General features: G+C 75.1%; 14 protein-coding genes and 1 pseudogene. 10 read left to right on the forward strand and 5 right to left on the reverse strand.

The features are described 5' to 3' along the window. Positions 1–165: 165 nt before the first annotated feature. From EMA09_RS08855 to EMA09_RS08895, 10 genes and pseudogenes are all read left to right on the forward strand, one after another. Positions 166–1,668 (forward strand): hypothetical protein, encoded by a 1,503-nt coding sequence (locus EMA09_RS08855; RefSeq protein ID WP_240796308.1) that lies wholly within the window; start codon positions 166–168, stop codon positions 1,666–1,668. A 13-nt stretch (positions 1,669–1,681) separates the two neighbouring features. Then, positions 1,682–2,854, forward strand: coding sequence for a transporter substrate-binding domain-containing protein (locus EMA09_RS08860; protein ID WP_129840532.1), 1,173 nt, complete (start codon positions 1,682–1,684; stop codon positions 2,852–2,854). An 85-nt stretch (positions 2,855–2,939) separates the two neighbouring features. Next, the gene (locus EMA09_RS08865) at positions 2,940–4,229 is read left to right on the forward strand and encodes a hypothetical protein (protein WP_129840533.1); all 1,290 of its coding nucleotides are present in this window, start codon (positions 2,940–2,942) and stop codon (positions 4,227–4,229) included. Then, positions 4,226–6,823, forward strand: a complete 2,598-nt coding sequence (locus EMA09_RS08870) for a serine/threonine-protein kinase (RefSeq protein ID WP_129840534.1) — start codon at positions 4,226–4,228, stop codon at positions 6,821–6,823. The genes EMA09_RS08865 and EMA09_RS08870 overlap by 4 nt, the downstream gene beginning before the upstream one ends. Before the next feature lie 2 nt (positions 6,824–6,825). Further along, positions 6,826–6,888, forward strand: a pseudogene (locus EMA09_RS29445) (hypothetical protein); the annotation flags it as partial. Positions 6,889–7,565: 677 nt separating this feature from the next. Beyond that, entirely contained in the window at positions 7,566–8,477 is a 912-nt protein-coding gene (locus EMA09_RS29450) for a PP2C family serine/threonine-protein phosphatase (RefSeq protein WP_346655815.1), read from the forward strand. Positions 8,478–8,500: 23 nt separating this feature from the next. Then, a complete protein-coding gene (locus EMA09_RS08880; protein WP_129840535.1) occupies positions 8,501–9,874 on the forward strand; it encodes a VWA domain-containing protein in 1,374 nt (457 codons plus the stop codon). Positions 9,875–10,362: 488 nt separating this feature from the next. Further along, on the forward strand, positions 10,363–11,079 hold the full coding sequence (locus EMA09_RS28905; protein ID WP_240796309.1) for an FHA domain-containing protein: 717 nt from the start codon (positions 10,363–10,365) through the stop codon (positions 11,077–11,079). Between the two features lie 43 nt (positions 11,080–11,122). Continuing rightward, on the forward strand, positions 11,123–11,857 hold the full coding sequence (locus EMA09_RS08890) for an ABC transporter ATP-binding protein (RefSeq protein ID WP_346655816.1): 735 nt from the start codon (positions 11,123–11,125) through the stop codon (positions 11,855–11,857). Further along, positions 11,854–12,927, forward strand: a complete 1,074-nt coding sequence (locus EMA09_RS08895) for an ABC transporter permease (RefSeq protein ID WP_240796310.1) — start codon at positions 11,854–11,856, stop codon at positions 12,925–12,927. The genes EMA09_RS08890 and EMA09_RS08895 overlap by 4 nt, the downstream gene beginning before the upstream one ends. A 73-nt stretch (positions 12,928–13,000) precedes the next feature. Here the strand turns inward: EMA09_RS08895 and EMA09_RS08900 are convergent, their stop codons facing one another. The 5 genes from EMA09_RS08900 to EMA09_RS08920 all read right to left on the reverse strand — a co-directional run bounded on the left by EMA09_RS08900 (position 13,001) and on the right by EMA09_RS08920 (position 18,138). After that, on the reverse strand, positions 13,001–13,384 hold the full coding sequence (locus EMA09_RS08900; RefSeq protein WP_129840536.1) for a globin: 384 nt from the start codon (positions 13,382–13,384) through the stop codon (positions 13,001–13,003). A 322-nt stretch (positions 13,385–13,706) separates the two neighbouring features. Then, positions 13,707–14,381: a hypothetical protein gene (locus tag EMA09_RS08905; RefSeq protein WP_129840537.1), complete on the reverse strand. Its 675-nt coding sequence runs from the start codon at positions 14,379–14,381 to the stop codon at positions 13,707–13,709. Continuing rightward, positions 14,378–14,806 (reverse strand): thioesterase family protein, encoded by a 429-nt coding sequence (locus EMA09_RS08910; protein ID WP_346655817.1) that lies wholly within the window; start codon positions 14,804–14,806, stop codon positions 14,378–14,380. Before EMA09_RS08910 ends, EMA09_RS08905 begins: the two co-directional genes overlap by 4 nt. A gap of 5 nt (positions 14,807–14,811) precedes the next feature. Then, entirely contained in the window at positions 14,812–16,476 is a 1,665-nt protein-coding gene (ettA, locus tag EMA09_RS08915; RefSeq protein WP_129840538.1) for an energy-dependent translational throttle protein EttA, read from the reverse strand. A 240-nt stretch (positions 16,477–16,716) separates the two neighbouring features. Continuing rightward, positions 16,717–18,138: a thioester domain-containing protein gene (locus EMA09_RS08920; RefSeq protein WP_129840539.1), complete on the reverse strand. Its 1,422-nt coding sequence runs from the start codon at positions 18,136–18,138 to the stop codon at positions 16,717–16,719. Positions 18,139–18,311 lie beyond the last annotated feature (173 nt).

An 18,311-nucleotide genomic window follows, 5' to 3' on the forward strand; every position in this document is an offset into this window, starting at 1 on the left:
GGGAACCGATGGGGAACCGGTGTGCGAACGGACGGGGAATCCGGACGTACCGGAAGATCGCGATAGCGACAAGATCCGCGGCGGGGCCTGTGGGGGGACCCCGCCGGGCGGCATACTTCTCGCCGTGGCCCCGTGCCGGATTCCACGAGGGGGAGGGGCACCACCGTGACGCACCCGTCCACCACGCCGCCGGCGCACGCGCCGGGCGGCGCGCCGCCCGGGATTCCGGGCGCGCGGACACCCGGCCGCGAGCCGGCCGCGGGCGGGACAGCACCGCCCGCGGCGGTCCCGCCCCGCCGGGCCGCCGCGTGGCGCGAGGCCGCGGCCCGCCTGCGCCGTGCCGCGCGCACCGAGCCCGGCAGGCTGCGGGCCGTCGGCGCCCTGCTCGCCGGGCTGCTGCTGGCGTTCGGCGCGGTGACGGCGTACCAGGTCCAGGACCGCAGCGCGGCCGCCGACACCGTCCGGCGCACGAGCCAGCCGCTCAGCACCATCGCCGCCGAGATCTACCGCAGCCTCGCGGACGCCAACACGACGGCGGTGAACGGCTTCCTGGCCGGCGACGGCGAGACGGCCGCCACGCGCACCGCGTACCGGCGCGACATCGCCGAGGCCGCGGGCGCCCTCGCGAGGGCGGCGTCCGACACCTCGACGTCGGCCGAGTCCGAGCGGTACATCGCCTGCCTGAGCCGCGGACTGCCCGTCTACTCGGGCCTCGTGGAGGCCGCCCGCGCGAACAACCGCCAGCGCCTGCCCCTCGGCGGCGCGTACCTGCGGTACGCCGACGACCTGATGCAGCGCGGCGTCCCGACGGCCCTCGCCGCCGACACCGGAGCGGCCCCGGACTGCGACGCCGACGGCGACGGCACCGACGACGGCCTGCTGCCGACGGCCGAGGCGCTGTACCGGCTGGAGACGGCCAGGTTCCGCGACGACCTCGCCGACGCGGGCAGCCGCCCGTGGGCCGCGCTCGCGGTGGGCGGCGCGGCCGTCGTCGTCCTGGTGTGGGCGCAGCGCCGCCATTACCTCCGCACGAACCGCGTGCTGAACCCCGGGCTGCTCGCCGCCACGGCGACCACCGCCGTGCTGCTGCTGTGGCTCGCCGGCGCGCAGACCCTCTCGCGGGCGGCGCACGACGACATACGGCAGGGTCCGGCGCTGTCCCTGCCCACGCTGAACGACGCGCGGATCGCGGCCCTCAAGGCGCACGGCGACGAGAGCCTCGCCCTGGTGGCGCGGGGCGGCAGCGACGTGTTCGAGGACAGCTACCGGGAGGCCGTCCGCGAACTCGGCGGCGCGGACAACGGGCTGCTGGCGCAGGCGGCGGGCCTCGCGGGCGACGAGGCCCGCGCGCACATCACGGCCGCCGCCGACGCCACGGAGACCTGGCGGACGCGGCACAACCTGTCGCAGGCGGCGGAGCGCGAGGGTGACTACGACGGCGCCGTCGCGTTCGTCATCGGTGCGGAGGAGTCCACGCAGGAGGCGTTCCACGCGGTGGACACGGCCCTCGGGGAGGCGGTGGCGGCCGAGCAGGACCGCTTCGACGCGGCGGCCGACCGTGCCCGCCGTTCCCTGACGGGCCTGGCCGCGGGCGCCGGCGTGCTCGGCGTCCTCGGCACGGCGGCCGCGCTGAGCGGCATGGGCCGCCGTCTGTCGGAGTACCGGTGAGGAGGGGGACCCCATGCGCCGCTTGAACGCGGGCCGGACGGATCGCACGCACGGCACCGAGGGCACCGACCGTGGGGAGCGCGGCCGGCCGCGGTGGCGGACCGTCCTGCTGTCCGCCACGTGTCTCGGGCTGGCGTGCGCCGCCGTGCTGACGGCGCTGGTCGCCACGGACGGCGGGTCCGGCGGCACCGAGCCGCGGGCCGGCCGGCCGCAGGCCGCCGGGGGCACGGACACGGACGTCCTCGCCGCCGGGGACGGCTGCGGCGGCAACGACCCGGCCCACCCCGAGGCCAGTGAACCGGCGGCCGAGAACGCCGGGCTCGCCGTCCGCGAGATCCAGGAGCGGGGCAAGCTGATCGTCGGCATCGACGTCAACAGCTACCTGTGGGGTTACCGCGACCCGTCGTCGGGCCGCATCATGGGCTTCGACATCGACCTGGTGCAGGCGATCGCCGCGAGCATCCTCGGGACCGACGATCCGGCCGTCACCTATCTCGCGATCCCGACGAACCAGCGCGAGGAGGCCATCCTCGAGGGCACCGTCGACATGGTGGTGCGGACGATGTCCATCACCTGCACGCGCCGCGAGAACGGCATCGACTTCTCCACCGCCTACTTCAGCACGGGCCAGCAGATGCTGGTCCCCGCCGGCTCGCCCGTCACCGGCTTCGACGGGACGCTGCAGGGCCGGCGGGTGTGCGTCGCCGCCGGCTCGTCGGCGGCGGGGCTGTTCGGCGTCGCGGACGAGGGCGCCGGGATCGTGGACGTGCCCGACGGCACCGCCGTCGAGGGCACGGACTTCGCGAGCGAGGACCTGTCCGCCCTGGTGGTGCCGAACCACCTCGACTGCCTCGTCCGCCTCCAGCTCGGCGAGGCCGACGCGCTGGTGACCGACCAGGCCCTGGCGCTCGGGCACATCGCGCAGGACCGCGGGATGCGGATGGTGGGCCAGCCGCTCGGCCGGGAGTACTACGGCGTGGCCATGGCGCGCGGCAAGAACGACCTCGTCGGGTGGGTCAACTCCGTGCTGGAGGAGTACCGGGCGGGCGGCTCGGCCAGTGACTGGCGCGCGGCCTACGACACCTGGCTCGCCGACGCGGTGGGGCAGGGCACGCGGCGCGACGGCGAGCGGGCCGAGGTCCCCGACTTCCCGTCCACGCCGCCCGACCCGCTCTACCGCGAGTGACCGGCGCCCGGCCAGGGGAGGCACACGGCGAGCACCACCGCAGCACCGCACCACTGCGATCCGATGATGTGATGAGGGGAGAACCATGGCCCCGGACTCCGGCGACGGCCACGTACTGAGCCGTGAGGAGGCCGACCGCGCCCTGGCGCGGCTGGGCGCCGAGCACGAGGCGATCGAGTCGTCCCTGCTCGCCCTCCAGGACCACGCCGGCCGCAGGCTGCTGGAGGGCGCCGACCTGGCGGGCGAGACGCGGGCGCGCTGGGCGGACGCCGAGGAGACGGTCACCCGGCTGTGGCAGTACTTCGACATCGCCAGCGCCGCGCTGCACGCCGCGCGCCGGATCCGGGCGCGGCGCAGGTCGCCGTCCCGCGACGACCTGCGCGAGCTGACGGCGCTGCTGACCGGCGACTGCCACGCCGTCCCCGGCATGCCGGGGCGCCTGGTGGAACGCCTCGGCTGGCCCGACCTGGTCGCTCGCATGAACGACGGCTACGCCCGCGTCCTCGACATGGTGATCGCCGCCGACGCCGTGTGGTCGGCGCTGCCCGCCCGGATAGACCTCCTGGCCGCCGAGCAGCAACGGCTGCGCGCCCTGGCGCACTCGGTCGGCGTGCGCCCCGGCGCGCACCCGGCGGGCGACGAACTGGCCCGTGTCACCGACGACCTGACCGGGCTGCGCGCCGAGGTGATCGCCGACCCGCTGGCGTTCTGGATCGCGGACGGCGGCAGCAGCGCGCCGGGCGGCGGGCGGCCCGACACCGCGCGCTACGACCGGGCGGCCCGCGCGCTGGACGACATCCGGCGCGAGGTGGACGCGGTCATCGGGGTCCGCAAGGACGCCGAGGAGCGGCTGATCCGGCTGCGTGACGTGCTGTCGCGGGCCGACCGCACGCTCGCCGAGGCGCGGCTCGCGCGCGGCGAGGTGCTGGCCAAGATCGCGGCGTCCGAGGTGCCCGCGGTGTCGGGTCCCGCGACCGTGCTGCACGAACAGCTCGCGGCGGCCGCCGACTACCGGCGCCGTTCGCTGTGGCACCGGCTGTCCCCGCTGCTGGACGCGCTGGAGGAGCGGGCCGACGAGGAGCTGGAGCGCGCCCGCGCCTCGCTCGCCGCGGTGACCGCGCCGCTCGCCGTCCGCGCCGAGCTGCGGGGCCGGCTGGACGCGTACCGGGCGAAGGCGGCGCGGTCCGGGAAGGCGGAGGAGCCGATCCTGATCGAGCGGTACGACGCGGCGCGCCGCCTGCTGTGGACGGCGCCGTGCGACCTGCGGGCCGCGGAGTACGCGGTGCTGCGGTACCAGGAGGCGACGGCCGAGGCACTGTTCCCCGGCCCGGTCGGCGGGGTCGGGAGCCGCGTCGAGGGAGGTGCGGGCGGATGAACGAGGGAACGGCGTGCCAGCGGCCCGGCTGCTCCGGGCAGTACGAGGACGTGGGCGGCGGCGCGCTCTACTGCGACGTGTGCGGCCTGGCCCCCGTGGTGTCGCCCGCGGGCATGATCGGCCCGACGACGACCGGGACGACGGGCCGCGCCGGCGCGGGACGGGCGTCCGGCGGGGACTCCGGCGCTTCGGGCGGGGACTCCGGCGGGGCCTCGGGCCGGGACCCGGACTCCGGCGCCGGCTCGGGTCCCGGCTCCGGTTCGGGACCCGCCTCGGGTCCGACCTCCCGGTCGCAGTACTCGCGGCGTTCGGTGTCGGGGCGGCTGGCGCGTGCGCGGACCGGCGCCCTGCCCACGCGCTCGGTGCTGGTGCGCTCCCAGCGCTCGGCGAGCGGCGCGTCCGCGCGGTCGCGGCTCGGCGCCGGCCTGGTGACGGTGCCGCCGGTCCCCCGGCCCGAGCCGCTGACCGCCGTCCTGGAGAACCCGGAGGTGCCCGAGCGCAAGCGGTTCTGCGGCAACCCGGAGTGCGGCGCGCCCGTGGGCCGTTCGCGCGGATCGCGCCGCGGCCGCACCGAGGGGTTCTGCACCAAGTGCGGCCACCCCTACTCGTTCGTGCCGAAGCTCCAGCCGGGCGACGTCGTGAAGGACCAGTACGAGATCGCCGGGTGCATCGCGCACGGCGGCATGGGCTGGATCTACCTCGCGATCGACCTGGCCGTCTCCCGCCGCTGGGTGGTGCTCAAGGGCCTGCTGGACGCGGGCGACGAGGACGCGCGGCAGGCCGCGATCTCGGAGCGGCGCTTCCTCGCCGAGATAGAGCACTCCAGCATCGTGCGCATCTACAACTTCGTGGAGCACCTGGACCAGCGCACCGGCAGCGTGGACGGGTACATCGTCATGGAGTACGTCGGCGGCCGCTCCCTCAAGGACCTGGCCAACGACCGCCGCACGCCGGACGGGCGCCGCGACCCGATGCCGGTGGAGCAGGCGTGCGCGTACGGCATCGAGGCGCTCGAAGCCCTCGGCTACCTGCACAGCCGCAAGCTGCTCTACTGCGACTTCAAGGTGGACAACGCCATCCAGCAGGGCGACCAGCTCAAGCTGATCGACATGGGCGCGGTGCGGCGCGAGGACGACCGGCTCAGCCCGGTGTACGGGACGCCCGGCTTCCAGGCGCCCGAGGTGATCGAGATCGGTCCCTCCGTGGCGTCGGACCTCTACACGGTGGCGCGGACGCTCGCCGTCCTCACGTTCGACTTCCAGGGCTACACCACCTTCTACGCCGACAGCCTGCCGGACCCGGAGCACGTGGACGTCTTCCGGGAGTACGAGTCGTTCTACCGGCTGCTGGTGCGGGCGACGGACCCGGACCCGTGGCGGCGGTTCTCGTCGGCGCAGGAGATGGCGGAGCAGCTCACGGGGGTGCTGCGGGAGATCGTCGCCACGCGGACGGGGCAGCCGCAGCCGGCGCTGTCCGCGCTGTTCGGCCCCGAACCGCGGGTCGTGGACACCGAGCTGGTGCCGCGCGCGGCGGACGGCGTCTCCACGCTGGGGGAACGCGCCGCCGGCCGCTGGTGGCGCGCGCCGCGGCCGCGGACCGCGCCGCCCGCGGGTCCCCTGCCGGCCGGCGGCGGACCCGCCCCGCGCACGGTCGTGCCGGACATGCGGCAGACCGTCCTCGCGCTGCCCGCGCCCCGCGTGGACCCGGACGACCCGAACGCCGGCTTCCTCGCCGGTCTGCTCGCCACGACCGCGCCCGCCGACCTGCTGCACGCCCTGGCGGGCGCACCGGCCGACTCGGTCGAGGTGCGGCTGCGGGAGCTGCGCGCCCGGCTCGGCATCCCGGGGGACGAGGCGCTGGCGACGGCGGTGGAGCGGATGACGGCGCTCGACGAGTCGTACGGCACCGACTGGCGCGTGGTCTGGTACCGGGGCCTCGTGGCCCTCGCGACGGGCGACTGGGAGACGGCGGCGCTGTCGTTCGACGCGGTGTACGACGCGTTCCCCGGCGAGGTGGCGCCGAAGCTGGCGCTCGCCGTGTGCGCCGAGGTGCTGGGCCAGCTCGACAACGCGGCCGACTACTACGCCCTCGTGTGGACGACCGATCCGAGCCATGTGAGCGCCGGCTTCGGCCTGGCGCGGGTGCGCCTGGCCACCGGCAACCGGGCCGGCGCGGTGCGCGCCCTCGAGTCCGTGCCCGAGACCTCGGCGCACTGGACGGCGGCACGCGTGGCGGCCGTACGGGCTCGGCTGCGGCAGCGGGATCCGCGCGAGGACCTGCTGCCGGACCTGCTGGCGGCCGGCGCCGAGGTGGATGGTCTGCGGGCCGCCGGTCTGGAACCATGGCTGGGCGAACAACTGTCCTGTGAAGTGCTGGGGTCCGCGCTCGACTGGGTACTGGCCGGTTCGGGCGGCCCGTCCCGGCCGGGAAGTGATCCTCCACGACGCCTGCTGGGCGGCCCGCTGGACGAGACCGGGATCAGGCTCGGCCTGGAACGGTCCTACCGACGGCTCGCCCGGCTGGCGCCGACCAGTGACGAACGGACCGAACTGGTGGAGGCGGCCAACCGCTTCCGCCCGAAAACATGGGTGTGACGATGCCGCAGCTCGACCAACTCTCCGCCTGCCCCGGCTGCGGGGAACCCCTGGAGGACGACGACCGCTTCTGCGGTGTCTGCGGCACGGACCTGCGGGTGACGCCCCCGACGGCGTACACGCCCACCGAGCACGACTTCCGTATCCGGCCTCCCGCGCCGGCGGACGGCGGTCCGGGGTACGGCGCTCCGCCGCCACCGGCTGCCCCGCAGCCGCCCGCGCCTCCGGGCCCCGGGCAGCAGGCACCGCCCGCGCCCGCCTTCGGGACGGCCCCCCGGCACCCGGACCAGGGCCACGCCGCCCCCGGCCACCCGCAGGCCCCCGGCTACGGCGCCCCCGGCTCCGGACAGCAGCCGCCCGTGCCACCGGCGCCCGGCTACGGCGCCGCGCCCCCGGCACCCGGCCACGCGCCGGAGCCGCAGGCACCGGGCTACGGCGCGCCCGCCGCCGAACAGCGCCCGCCCGCGCCCCACCCGCCGGCACCGCCCGCCGGCACGGGACACCAGCCACCCCACCCCGCCACGCACAGGAACCGCAGGCGCCGGGCTACGGCGCGCCCGTCGCCGAACAGCGCCCGCCCGCGCCCCACCCGCCGGCCGCTCCCGACCCCGGCACCGCGCCCCCGGCGGCACCCCCCGCGCCGCCGCGCTGGGCCGACCCGCGGACCGGCCCCGTACCGCCGCCCGATCCGCGCGCCGCCCAGGCCTCGCCGCCGCCCCGCGAGGCACCGCGCCCGGCCTGCGTGCTCTGCGGCACCGGCCGGGTGGACGCCGACGGCTACTGCGCCGAGTGCGGCCGCGCCCAGCCCGCGGCCCGCGACCACGTGGAGCGCGCCCTCGGCGGCGTCGCCGCCGTCAGCGACCTCGGCCGCAGGCACCACCGCAACGAGGACGCGTTCACCGTCTCCGCCACCGCCCTCCCGGACGGCTCGCCCGCCGTCATGGCGATCGTGTGCGACGGCGTGTCGTCCTCCACCCGGCCCGACGACGCCTCCGCCGCCGCGGCCGAGGCCGCCGTCGAAGCGCTGTCGTCCCTGCTGCCCCGGGGCGTCCCCGGGCCGCGCGCGATGAACGACGCGCTCGTGTCGGCCGCCGACGCGGTCAGCGCGCTCGCCGGGACGACCGCGCCCGAGCCGGGCCGCAACTCCCCCGCCTGCACGATCGTCGGCGCCGTCGCGGCCGGCCGCCTGCTGACCGTGGGCTGGATCGGCGACAGCCGCGCCTACTGGGTGCCCGAGGAGCCCGGCGCGCCGGCCGCCCGCCTCACCGAGGACGACTCGTGGGCCGCCCAGATGGTGGCCGCCGGACTGCTGAGCGAGGCGGAGGCCATGAGCGACCACCGCGCCCACGCCATCACCGCCTGGCTCGGCGCCGACGCGGTCGAGATCGAGCCGCACACCGCCTCGTTCGAGCCGGACCGGCCGGGCGTCGTCATCGTCTGCACCGACGGCCTGTGGAACTACGCCGACGCCGCCGACGACATGGCGCGCCTGGTCCCCGCCGGCGCGCGGACCGCCCCGCTGGAGACGGCGCGCGGGCTCGTCAGGTACGCCCTGGAGTCCGGCGGCCACGACAACGTGACGGTGGCCGTCATCCCGTTCCCGACCCACCGGTCCGACGGCGCGGGCCCGCCCGGCGCCGCCGCGTCCGCCTGACCGGCCGGGGGGGGAGCGATCGGATGGCCGCGACCGGGCACGGACAGCCGTTCGGCGTCGAGGTGTTCCAGAACGAGTACCTGCCCGAGGGCGCGCACGAGGTGAACGCCGTGGTCACCGTCACGGCCACCGGCGGGGCCGCGGGCGCGGCGGCGGGCACGGGGCCGCCGGCGGCCGTCGTGATCCTGCTGGACACCTCGGGCTCCATGGCGTACCCGGAGACCAAGCTGCGGTACGCCCGCGAGGCGACGGCTGCGGCCATCGGGACGCTGCCGGACGGCGTGGCGTTCGCCGTCGTCGCGGGCACCCACCGCGCCACCGAGATCTACCCGGGCGGCGGCGCCCTCGCCGTCGCCGGTGCCGGGACCCGCGCCGGCGCCACCGCGGCGCTGCGGCGGCTGACCGCGGACGGCGGCACGGCCATCGGCACCTGGCTCACCCTCGCCGCCCGCCTCCTGGGCACGACGACGGCGCCCGTCCGGCACGCGATCCTCCTCACCGACGGCCGCAACGAGCACGAGTCCCCGGACGACCTGAGCGCCGCGCTGACCGCCTGCGCCGGCCTCCTCACGTGCGACGCGCGCGGCGTCGGCACGGACTGGGAGGTCGCCGAGGTCACCGGGATCGCCGACGCCCTGCTCGGCACCGCCGACATCGTGGCGGGACCCGAGGGCCTCGCGCGCGACTTCACCGCCATGATGACGGCCGCGACGGGCAAGGAGACCGGCGACGTCGCGCTGCGCGTGTGGACGCCGCGGGGCGCGTCCGTCCGGTTCCTGAAGCAGGTCGCGCCGTCCGTGTCCGACCTGACGGGCCGGCGCGCCGATGTGCCGCCCCGCGCCGGCGACTACCCCACCGGCTCGTGGGGTGCCGACGAGAGCCGCGACTACCACCTGTGCGTGGACGTCCCGGCGGCGGCGATCGGCGAGGAGATGCTCGCGGCGCGCGTCTCCCTGGTCCTGCGCGACCCGGCGGCTCCCGCCGGGCCGCCCGCGACGGTGCTCGGCCAGGGCCTCGTCCGCGCCGTGTGGACGGACGACGTGACGGCCACCACGGGCATCAACCCGCATGTGGCGCACTACACGGGCCAGGCGGAGCTGGCCGAGCAGATCCGCGAGGGGCTGCGGCTGCGCGCGGCCGGTGACGTGTTCGGCGCGACCGCCCGCCTCGGCCGGGCCGTCCGCCTCGCCCACGCCTCGGGCAACGAGGCCACCGCGAAACTGCTGGCGGCGGTGGTGGACGTGGAGGACGCGGCGACGGGTACTGTTCGACTGAAGACCGCGGTCAGTCGAACCGATGAGATGACACTGGCCACACGCTCCACGCGGTCCGTCAGAGTGAAGAAGAAGTCGCACGACGCGAGAGAAGAAGCCGAGCCGAGCAGCGAAGCCGAGTGACGACGACGCGACGTAAGGGGAGGCAGTCACATGCCGACTTGCCCGAACGGCCACCAGTCGGCGGCCGATGACTGGTGCGAGGTGTGCGGGCACCGCATCCTCGCCGCCTCCGGGGGAATGCCCGCGCCGCCACCGCCGCCCGGCGGCGGGTACGGCGGCCCGCCCGCGCCGCCGCCACCCCCGTGGCCCGGCGCGCCGGGCGGCGGACACCAGCCGCCGCCCTACCCGGGCCAGCCGCAGCACGGTCAGCAGCCCCCGGGTCCGCCCCCGCACGTCCCCGGCCAGCACGGCCAGCCGGGTCAGCACGGCCAGCCGGGTCAGCACGGCCAGCACGGCGCGCCGTCCCCGTGGGGTGACCCGGCTCCCGCCACCGCGCCGATGCCGCACATACCGCAGCCGGGCCGGCCGGGGGACGGACACGGCCCGGCGGGTGAGCGCTGTCCGCAGTGCGGCACGCCCCGCGAGGGGCAGGCGCCGTTCTGCGAGGAGTGCCGCTTCAACTTCCTCACCAACGCGCCCACCGCCTACATGCCGCCGGTGCCCTCCGGCGGCCGGCCGCCCGCGCACGGCGACTTCGGCGGCGCCGCCCCGTCCGCCGCGCCGCCGGCCGCTCCCCCGGCGGCACCGCCCGCCGCCCCGGCGGTTACCGGCCGAGCGGCGACTGGCCCCTGCCGCCCCCCGCCGGGCCGCAGGGCGGCGGCCCGCACGGCGGCGCCCCCCAGCCCGGCCACCAGCCGCCCCCGTGGCCCGGCGCGCCCTCGGCGCCCGGCGGCCCCGGCGGCCCGCCCGACCAGCGGTCCGGCACCTGGCACGTCTCGATCGGCACCGACGCCCAGTACTTCGCCGCGATGATGCGCCGCTCCGGCCCCGAGGCCGCGCAGCTCAGCCTGCCCGCGTACGCGCCGGACCAGCAGATGCCGCTGACCGGACCGCAGGTCACCATCGGCCGGCGCCGCCAGTCCACCGGCGAGTCGCCCGACATCGACCTGTCGCGTCCGCCGGAGGACCCGGGCGTCTCCCACCAGCACGCCGTCCTCGTCCAGCAGAACGACGGCGGCTGGGCCGTCATCGACCAGGACTCGACCAACGGCACCACCGTCAACATGGCCGAGGACCCCATCCAGCCGTTCGTCCCTGTGCCGCTGAACGAGGGCGACCGCGTCCACATCGGCGCCTGGACCACCCTGACGCTGTACCGCAACTGACCCGACGCCCCCGGACACCCCGGCAGCGCATAGCATTCCGGACGTGACAGACGACATACCCGCGATCGCGGTCGAAGGACTGCGCAAGCGGTACGGGGACGTGCAAGCCGTCGACGGCGTGACGTTCGAGGTGGGCCGTGGCGAGTTCTACGGCATCCTCGGACCGAACGGCGCCGGCAAGACCACCACACTGGAGATTGTCGAGGGGCTGCGCGAGCCCGACGAGGGGACCGCCCGGCTCCTCGGCGAACCCTCCTGGCCGCGCAACCCCGCGCTCCTGCGCCGGATCGGGGTGCAGCTCCAGGCGTCGGCCTTCTTCGACAAGCTGACCGCCCGCGAGCAGATCCACACGTTCGCCGCCCTCTACGGCGTCACGCCGGAGCGGGCCGACGCCATGCTTGCGAGCGTCGGCCTCACCGAGAAGCGCGACGTGCGGGACGACAAGCTGTCCGGCGGCCAGGCGCAGCGGCTGTCCATCGCCTGCGCGCTGGTGCACGACCCCGAACTCGTCTTCCTCGACGAGCCGACGACCGGCCTCGACCCGCAGGCCCGGCGCAACCTGTGGGACCTCCTGCGCGGCATCAACTCGGCCGGCCGCACCGTGGTGCTCACCACCCACTACCTCGACGAGGCCCAGATTCTCTGCGACCGCGTCGCCATCATGGACGCCGGCCGCGTCCTGACCGTGGGCCGCCCCGCCGACCTGATCGAGCAGTACGGCGTCGCCTCGCTGGAGGACGTCTTCCTGCAGCTCACCGGACGGGAGTACCGCGAGTGAACGTCACAGCCTTCCGCGCCCTGTCCCGCGCGATGCTGCGGGGCATGCTGCGCGACCGGACGGCGCTGTTCTTCACCGTGCTGTTCCCCCTGATGTTCCTGGCGCTGTTCGGGCTGCTGTTCCAGAACGACACGGGCGCCAAGGTCACCGTCGTGCAGGTCGGCGACGTGTCCGTGCTGGACGACATGTCCGACGAGGCACTCGGCGCCCTGGGCGACGCGCTCACCCTGGAGAAGTCGGGCGACCGCGACGAGGCACTGAAGGACGTGCGCGAGGGCGAGGCCGACGCCGTCCTCTGGGAGGACGAGGACGGGCGGATCGAGCTTCGCTACTCGATGGCCGACGCCACCCGCGCCGGGACGGTGCAGGGCCTCGTCCAGTCCCTCGTGCAGAGCGCCAACGTCGCCGCCACCGGCCAGGAGCCCGCGTACTCGCTGGCCACCGACAACGTCGAGGACGAGTCGGTGAAGCCCATCCAGTTCCTGACGCCCGGCCTCCTCGGCTGGGCGGTGGCGACGGGCGCTGCGTACTCGTCCGCGTTCACGCTCGTCACCTGGCGCAAGAAGCGCATCCTGCGGCGGCTGTGGCTCGCGCCCGTCAGCCCGGCGTCCGTCGTCGGCGCGCGCCTGGGCGTCAGCCTGGCGGTCGCGTTCGTCCAGTTCGGGATCTTCATCGCGATCGCCACGCTGCCCACCTACGGGCTCCAGCTCTCCGGGAACTGGTGGCTCGCGATACCCCTGGTGGCGTGCGGCACGCTCGCGTTCATGTCGATCGGTCTGCTCATCGGCGCCCTGGCCGGCTCCGAGGAGGCGGCCAACGGCGCGCTGCAGGTCGTCGTCCTGCCGATGGCGTTCCTGGCCGGCTCGTTCTTCCCGACCGACATGATGCCGGGCTGGCTCGCGGCCGTCTCGCAGATCCTGCCGCTCAAGCACCTCAACGAGGCGATGATGGACGTCCTGTCGCGGGGCGGCGGCTGGGGCGACGCGCTCCCGACGATGGGCGGGCTGCTGCTCTTCACCGCCGTGCTGACGGCGATCGCCGCGCGGTTCTTCCGCTGGGACAACGCCTGACGCCCGGTGCCGGACACCGGTGACCGGGTGCGCGGGGCGGCGGAACGATCCGCCGCCCCGCGCGCCGTCCGGCTCAGCCCGGTGTGTTCACCATGGAGGCGGCGGCGTAGACCAGGTAGTTCCACAGCTCGGTCTCGTGCTCGGGCGCCAGGTGCAGCTCGTCCACCGCGTCCCGCATGTGGCGGAGCCACGCGTCGTGCGCGGCGCGGTCCACGGCGAACGGGGCGTGCCGCATGCGCAGCCGGGGGTGGCCCCGGTTGTCGCTGTAGGTGCGCGGGCCGCCCCAGTACTGCATCAGGAAGAGGACGAGCCGCTCCTCGGCCGGGCCGAGGTCCTCCTCCGGGTACATCGGCCGGAGCAGCGGATCACCGGCCACCCCCTCGTAGAAGCGGTGGACGAGCCGGCGGAACGTCTCCTCGCCCCCGACCTGTTCGTAGAACGACTGCTGCTCGGTCACTCCCCCATCGTCGCAGACGGGTCCCGCGGTCCCGGGACGGACCCGGGCGTGAACCGCCCCACCGCCCGGGGGGGGTGGGCGGAGGGACGGTCCCCCGATACGGCGCCATGGGCACCGGGCACCGGCTCGCCCCCTCGTCGCGGCCGGTGGCCGGTCCCCTGAAGAGGCACCGATGCATCTCCCGCACGCACAGGCGCGCGGAGTGAACATACGTGCACGTATGGATCATGGCAAGGTCGGCGGCGTGGCAGATTGTCGCCGCTTCACCGGCCGCGCCGGGGGCCTTCCTGTCCTGCGTACGCCAGCCTCCGGGCGGTGCCCGTCAGGCCCGGCCGCGCACCGGCGTCACACCGAGGCCGGGCAGGCCGCCCGCCAGGCGCACGGCGACGGAGCCGAGCCCGGTGCGCAGCCGGAGCCAGGACCCCGAGCCGAGCACGGTGAGCGGGGCGTCCGCGCGCAGGAACCCGAGGGCGTGGGCCGCGTGCACGGCGCGGAGGGGCAGCGTCGTGCCCGGCAGGCGGCGCGACCAGACCTCCTCGGCCAGCGCGTCGAGCGCGGCGCGGGTCCGCGCGGCCCCGAGGGCCTCGGTCCGCTCCCTGAACTCGGCGACGACCCCGGCCGCCGCCTCCCGCGCCCGCCCGGCGGGCAGCTCGGCGAGCGCCCGCCAGCCGCCGCGCGGCGGCAGCAGTCCCGTCCACGAAGGACCGGTCACCGGCGCGGGCAGGGCGCACACGCCGCGGTCCGGGTCGAGGCCGTCGAGCAGCTCCCCCGCCGACACCGTGGTGTCCACGGCGGCCGGTTCGCGCAGCGCGCACGTCCTGACCGCCAGCACGTCGAACCGCGCCGGCCGCGTGAACACGGCGAGCACCCCGCCGTCCGCCCGCAGCCGCGCCGCGGCCGCGCGGTCCCAGCGCAACTGGCGGCCGAGGAACGCCACGAGGTCCCCGGCCGCCCCCGGATCGGCCAGCGCGAGGTCGCGCCGCGGTGCGGAGGTCATGCGGCGGGCGCCTCCCCGGCGGCGTCGTCCGCGTACCGCTGGAGGAAGGCACGCTCCTCCGGGGTGAGCCGGCGCGGCCTGGCCGCCTCCAGGTCGTAGGGCACGACCACGGTCGAGGCCCGCGCGTACACCGCGGTGTCGTCCTTGACGTCGTACGCCACGGTCACGGAGGCGCCGCCCAGCTTCGCCACCCACGTCTCGACGGTGACCGGGGTGTGCCGGTGGGTCAGCGGCTTCAGGTAGTCGATCTCGTGGTGCGCGACGACGGAACCGCCCGTGAACGCCCCCGACGCGGCCTCCCGCGCCAGCCGGAACATGAAGTCGATCCGCGCCTCCTCCAGGTAGCGGAGGAAGACGACGTTGTTGACGTGCCCGAAGGCGTCCATGTCCGACCAGCGCAGGGGGCACTGGTATATGTGCCGCACGCGCCTCAGCCCCGGGTGAGCTTCTTGTACGAGGCGCGGTGCGGGCGGGCCGCCTCCGGGCCGAGCCGCTCGATCTTGTTCTTCTCGTACGAGGCGTAGTTGCCCTCGAACCAGAACCAGCGCGACTCGCCCTCGTAGGCGAGGATGTGCGTCGCGATGCGGTCGAGGAACCACCGGTCGTGCGACACGACGACGGCGCAGCCGGGGAACTCCAGCAGCGCGTTCTCCAGGGAGGAGAGCGTCTCGACGTCGAGGTCGTTCGTCGGCTCGTCGAGCAGCAGCAGGTTGCCGCCCTGCTTGAGGGTCAGGGCGAGGTTCAGGCGGTTGCGCTCGCCGCCGGACAGGACGCCGGCCGGCTTCTGCTGGTCCGGCCCCTTGAAGCCGAAGGCGCTGACGTACGCGCGCGACGGCATCTCGACCTGGCCGACATTGATGTGGTCCAGACCGTCGGAGACGACCTCCCACAGCGTCTTCTTCGGGTCGATGTTCGCCCGCGACTGGTCGACGTAGGAGATCTGCACGGTCTCGCCGACACGGACGCTGCCGCCGTCCACCGACTCCAGGCCGAGGATCATCTTGAACAGCGTCGTCTTGCCGGCGCCGTTCGGGCCGATGACGCCGACGATGCCGTTGCGCGGCAGCGTGAACGACAGGCCGTCGACGAGCACCTTCTCGCCGAACGCCTTCTCCAGGCCGGCCACCTCGACCACGATGTTGCCCAGTCGCGGCCCCGGCGGGATCTGGATCTCCTCGAAGTCCAGCTTCCTGGTCTTCTCGGCCTCCGCCGCCATCTCCTCGTACCGGGCGAGGCGGGCGCGGGACTTGGCCTGGCGGCCCTTGGCGTTGGAGCGGACCCACTCCAGCTCTTCCTTGAGCCGCTTGGCGCGCTTGGCGTCCTTCTGGCCCTCGACCTTGAGCCGGGACTCCTTCGTCTCCAGGTACTTGGAGTAGTTGCCCTCGTAGACGTAGGCGCGGCCGCGGTCCAGCTCCAGGATCCACTCCGCCACGTTGTCGAGGAAGTAGCGGTCGTGGGTGATGGCGACGACGGTGCCCGGGTACTTGGCGAGGTGCTGCTCCAGCCACTGCACGGACTCGGCGTCGAGGTGGTTCGTCGGCTCGTCCAGCAGCAGCAGGTCGGGCTGCTCCAGGAGCAGCCGGCACAGCGCGACACGGCGCTTCTCGCCGCCGGAGAGGTTGGTGACGGGCCAGTCGCCGGGCGGACAGCCGAGGGCGTCCATGGCCTGTTCGAGCTGCGCGTCGAGGTCCCAGGCGCCCGCGTGGTCGAGCTGCTCCTGGAGCCGGCCCATCTCGTCCATCAGCTCGTCGGTGTAGTCGGTCGCCATCTGCTCGGCGATCTCGTTGAACCGGTCGAGCTTGCCCTTGAGCTCGGCGACGCCCTCCTGGACGTTCTCCAGGACGGTCTTCGACTCGTCCAGCGGGGGCTCCTGCAGGAGGATGCCGACGCTGTAGCCGGGGGTGAGGAACGCGTCACCGTTGGAGGGCTGTTCGAGCCCGGCCATGATCTTCAGCACCGTGGACTTGCCGGCGCCGTTGGGACCCACGACACCGATCTTCGCCCCGGGCAGAAAGCTCAGGGTCACGTCGTCAAGGATGACCTTGTCGCCGTGGGCCTTGCGCGTCTTGCGCATGGTGTAGATGTACTCAGCCAAGAGAAACCGTCCGGCAGATTCGGGTGGGTGGATCGTTCGCTGGTGGATCGGGAGCGGGTTCGCGGGGGTCGGACTCCATCCTGCCGCATGGCCCGGCCGCTGCGGAAACCGGTGGGCCGCCGGGCCGGGGCGAACGCGAGGGGGCGGGCCCGCGCTGCTGCGCGGACCCGCCCCCGTGTGCGCCGGGTCACGCCGTTCCGGGTCGCCCCGGTGCGGCCGTGGTCCCGCGGGCTCGGCGTGTCAGTTGGTGCCGGCGCCGCGACGGCGGATGAAGAACACGACACCGCCGCCGACGACGAGCAGCGCGAGCGCGATGCCGCCGAACAGGGCCGGGTTGGTGCCGCTGCCGGTCTCGGCCAGGTCCTCGCTGTCACCCGCGGGGGCCGGGCCCTCGTCCTCGGGCTGCTCGTCGGCCGGCGGGGCGGCCGGGGTCTCGGTCTGGGCCGGGGCGCAGTCGATCGTCGCGGTGTGCGTGGCGATGACGGTGCCGGTCTCGTCCTTGACCTCGACGGTCACCTGCGTGTCCTCCTCGGCGGGGACGCGCACGGCCTCGGAGCTGGTGCCGGGCTGCACGGTGACCGTCTGGTCGCCGATGGTGTAGGTGCCGGGGGCGTCACCGTTGTTGGTGATGGTGACGTCGACGCCGCCGCCGTTCTCGGAGCACTTCTCCTCGAAGGTCACGTCGGGCGCCGGGGCGGCCGGGGCCTCGGGGGTGGTCCACGCGGCACCGGCGGTGGCCTCGGTGCGGGTGTTCTCGGTGCCGGCCAGGATCATCGTCTGGGTCTCGGCCTCGGCGCCGGTGAAGACACGGCCGATCGAGACGGCGGACTCCACGGAGGCGGTGAGGGTGGCGGTGCCGTCCTCGGTGCCCTCGGGCACGGAGAAGTAGACGTCGGTGCCGGCCGCGACGGCGCCCTCGTCCAGCGGGGTGCCCTGGGCGTCGGTCAGGGTGACGCCCTGGGCGGCGGCGGCCTCGTCGAGGGACACGGCCGCGCTCGCCGCGGTGGTGTCGACGGTGACCGGGCCGACCAGGCCGCCGGACTCACCGTTGACCTGGGAGGGCGACAGGCTCAGGGAGGCCGCGGGCTCCTCGGTGGTCTGGGCGTTCTCCGTCAGCCAGTCGGCGACCTCGGCCGCGACGTCGTTCTTCGGCTCGGTCTCCACGTCGTCCGACAGGCGCCAGATGGCGGCCTGGGTGGCGGCGGCGGCCTCGTCCTCGCTCAGCTCGCCCTCGACACCGGCCTGGGCGACGAGCTCGTCGGCCGACAGGACGGGGTAGGAGTGCTGGAGCACCCAGAGGATCTTGCCGGCGTTCTCGTTGTCGTGCAGCTTCGAGGAGTCCCAGTCCACCTCCTTGTAGGGGGCGTGGGCCGCCGTCTCCGTGAACAGGTCGACGCAGTAGGTGAGGTACGTGCCGCCGTTGTCGTCCTTCAGCGTGAAGAGGCCGGCGGAGTACTCGTCGGTCTCGCCGTTGTGCGTGACGTTCACCTTGCCGAAGGTGGTCAGGCCGTCGAGGGTGGCGGTGGCGCCCTCGTTGTGCTGCGGCGGGTTCTCGTCCGCGACGGCGGCCGTCGCGGTGGCGATCGCACCGGTGGCGAGGAGACCGGTCACGACGGCGGAGGCCGCACGGCGGGCGGTGGTCCGCCTGCGCGCAGAAATCATGGGTGTGCCCCTCCAGAGGTCCACGGATCACGGGCCGAGGACACGCGCCTTCCGGCGGTCCGTTCGAAAAGCGTCCCGTGCGTAGGCGATGGTAGGCAGGCGGCCCGGCAATGTCCCCAGGGGGGCCAGGAGTTACACATTCCGAGGTGGAATCGTTACGCCAGGCTGCCAGC

Origin of the sequence: Streptomyces sp. RFCAC02 (genome assembly GCF_004193175.1) — a bacterium.
Classification (GTDB): domain Bacteria; phylum Actinomycetota; class Actinomycetes; order Streptomycetales; family Streptomycetaceae; genus Streptomyces.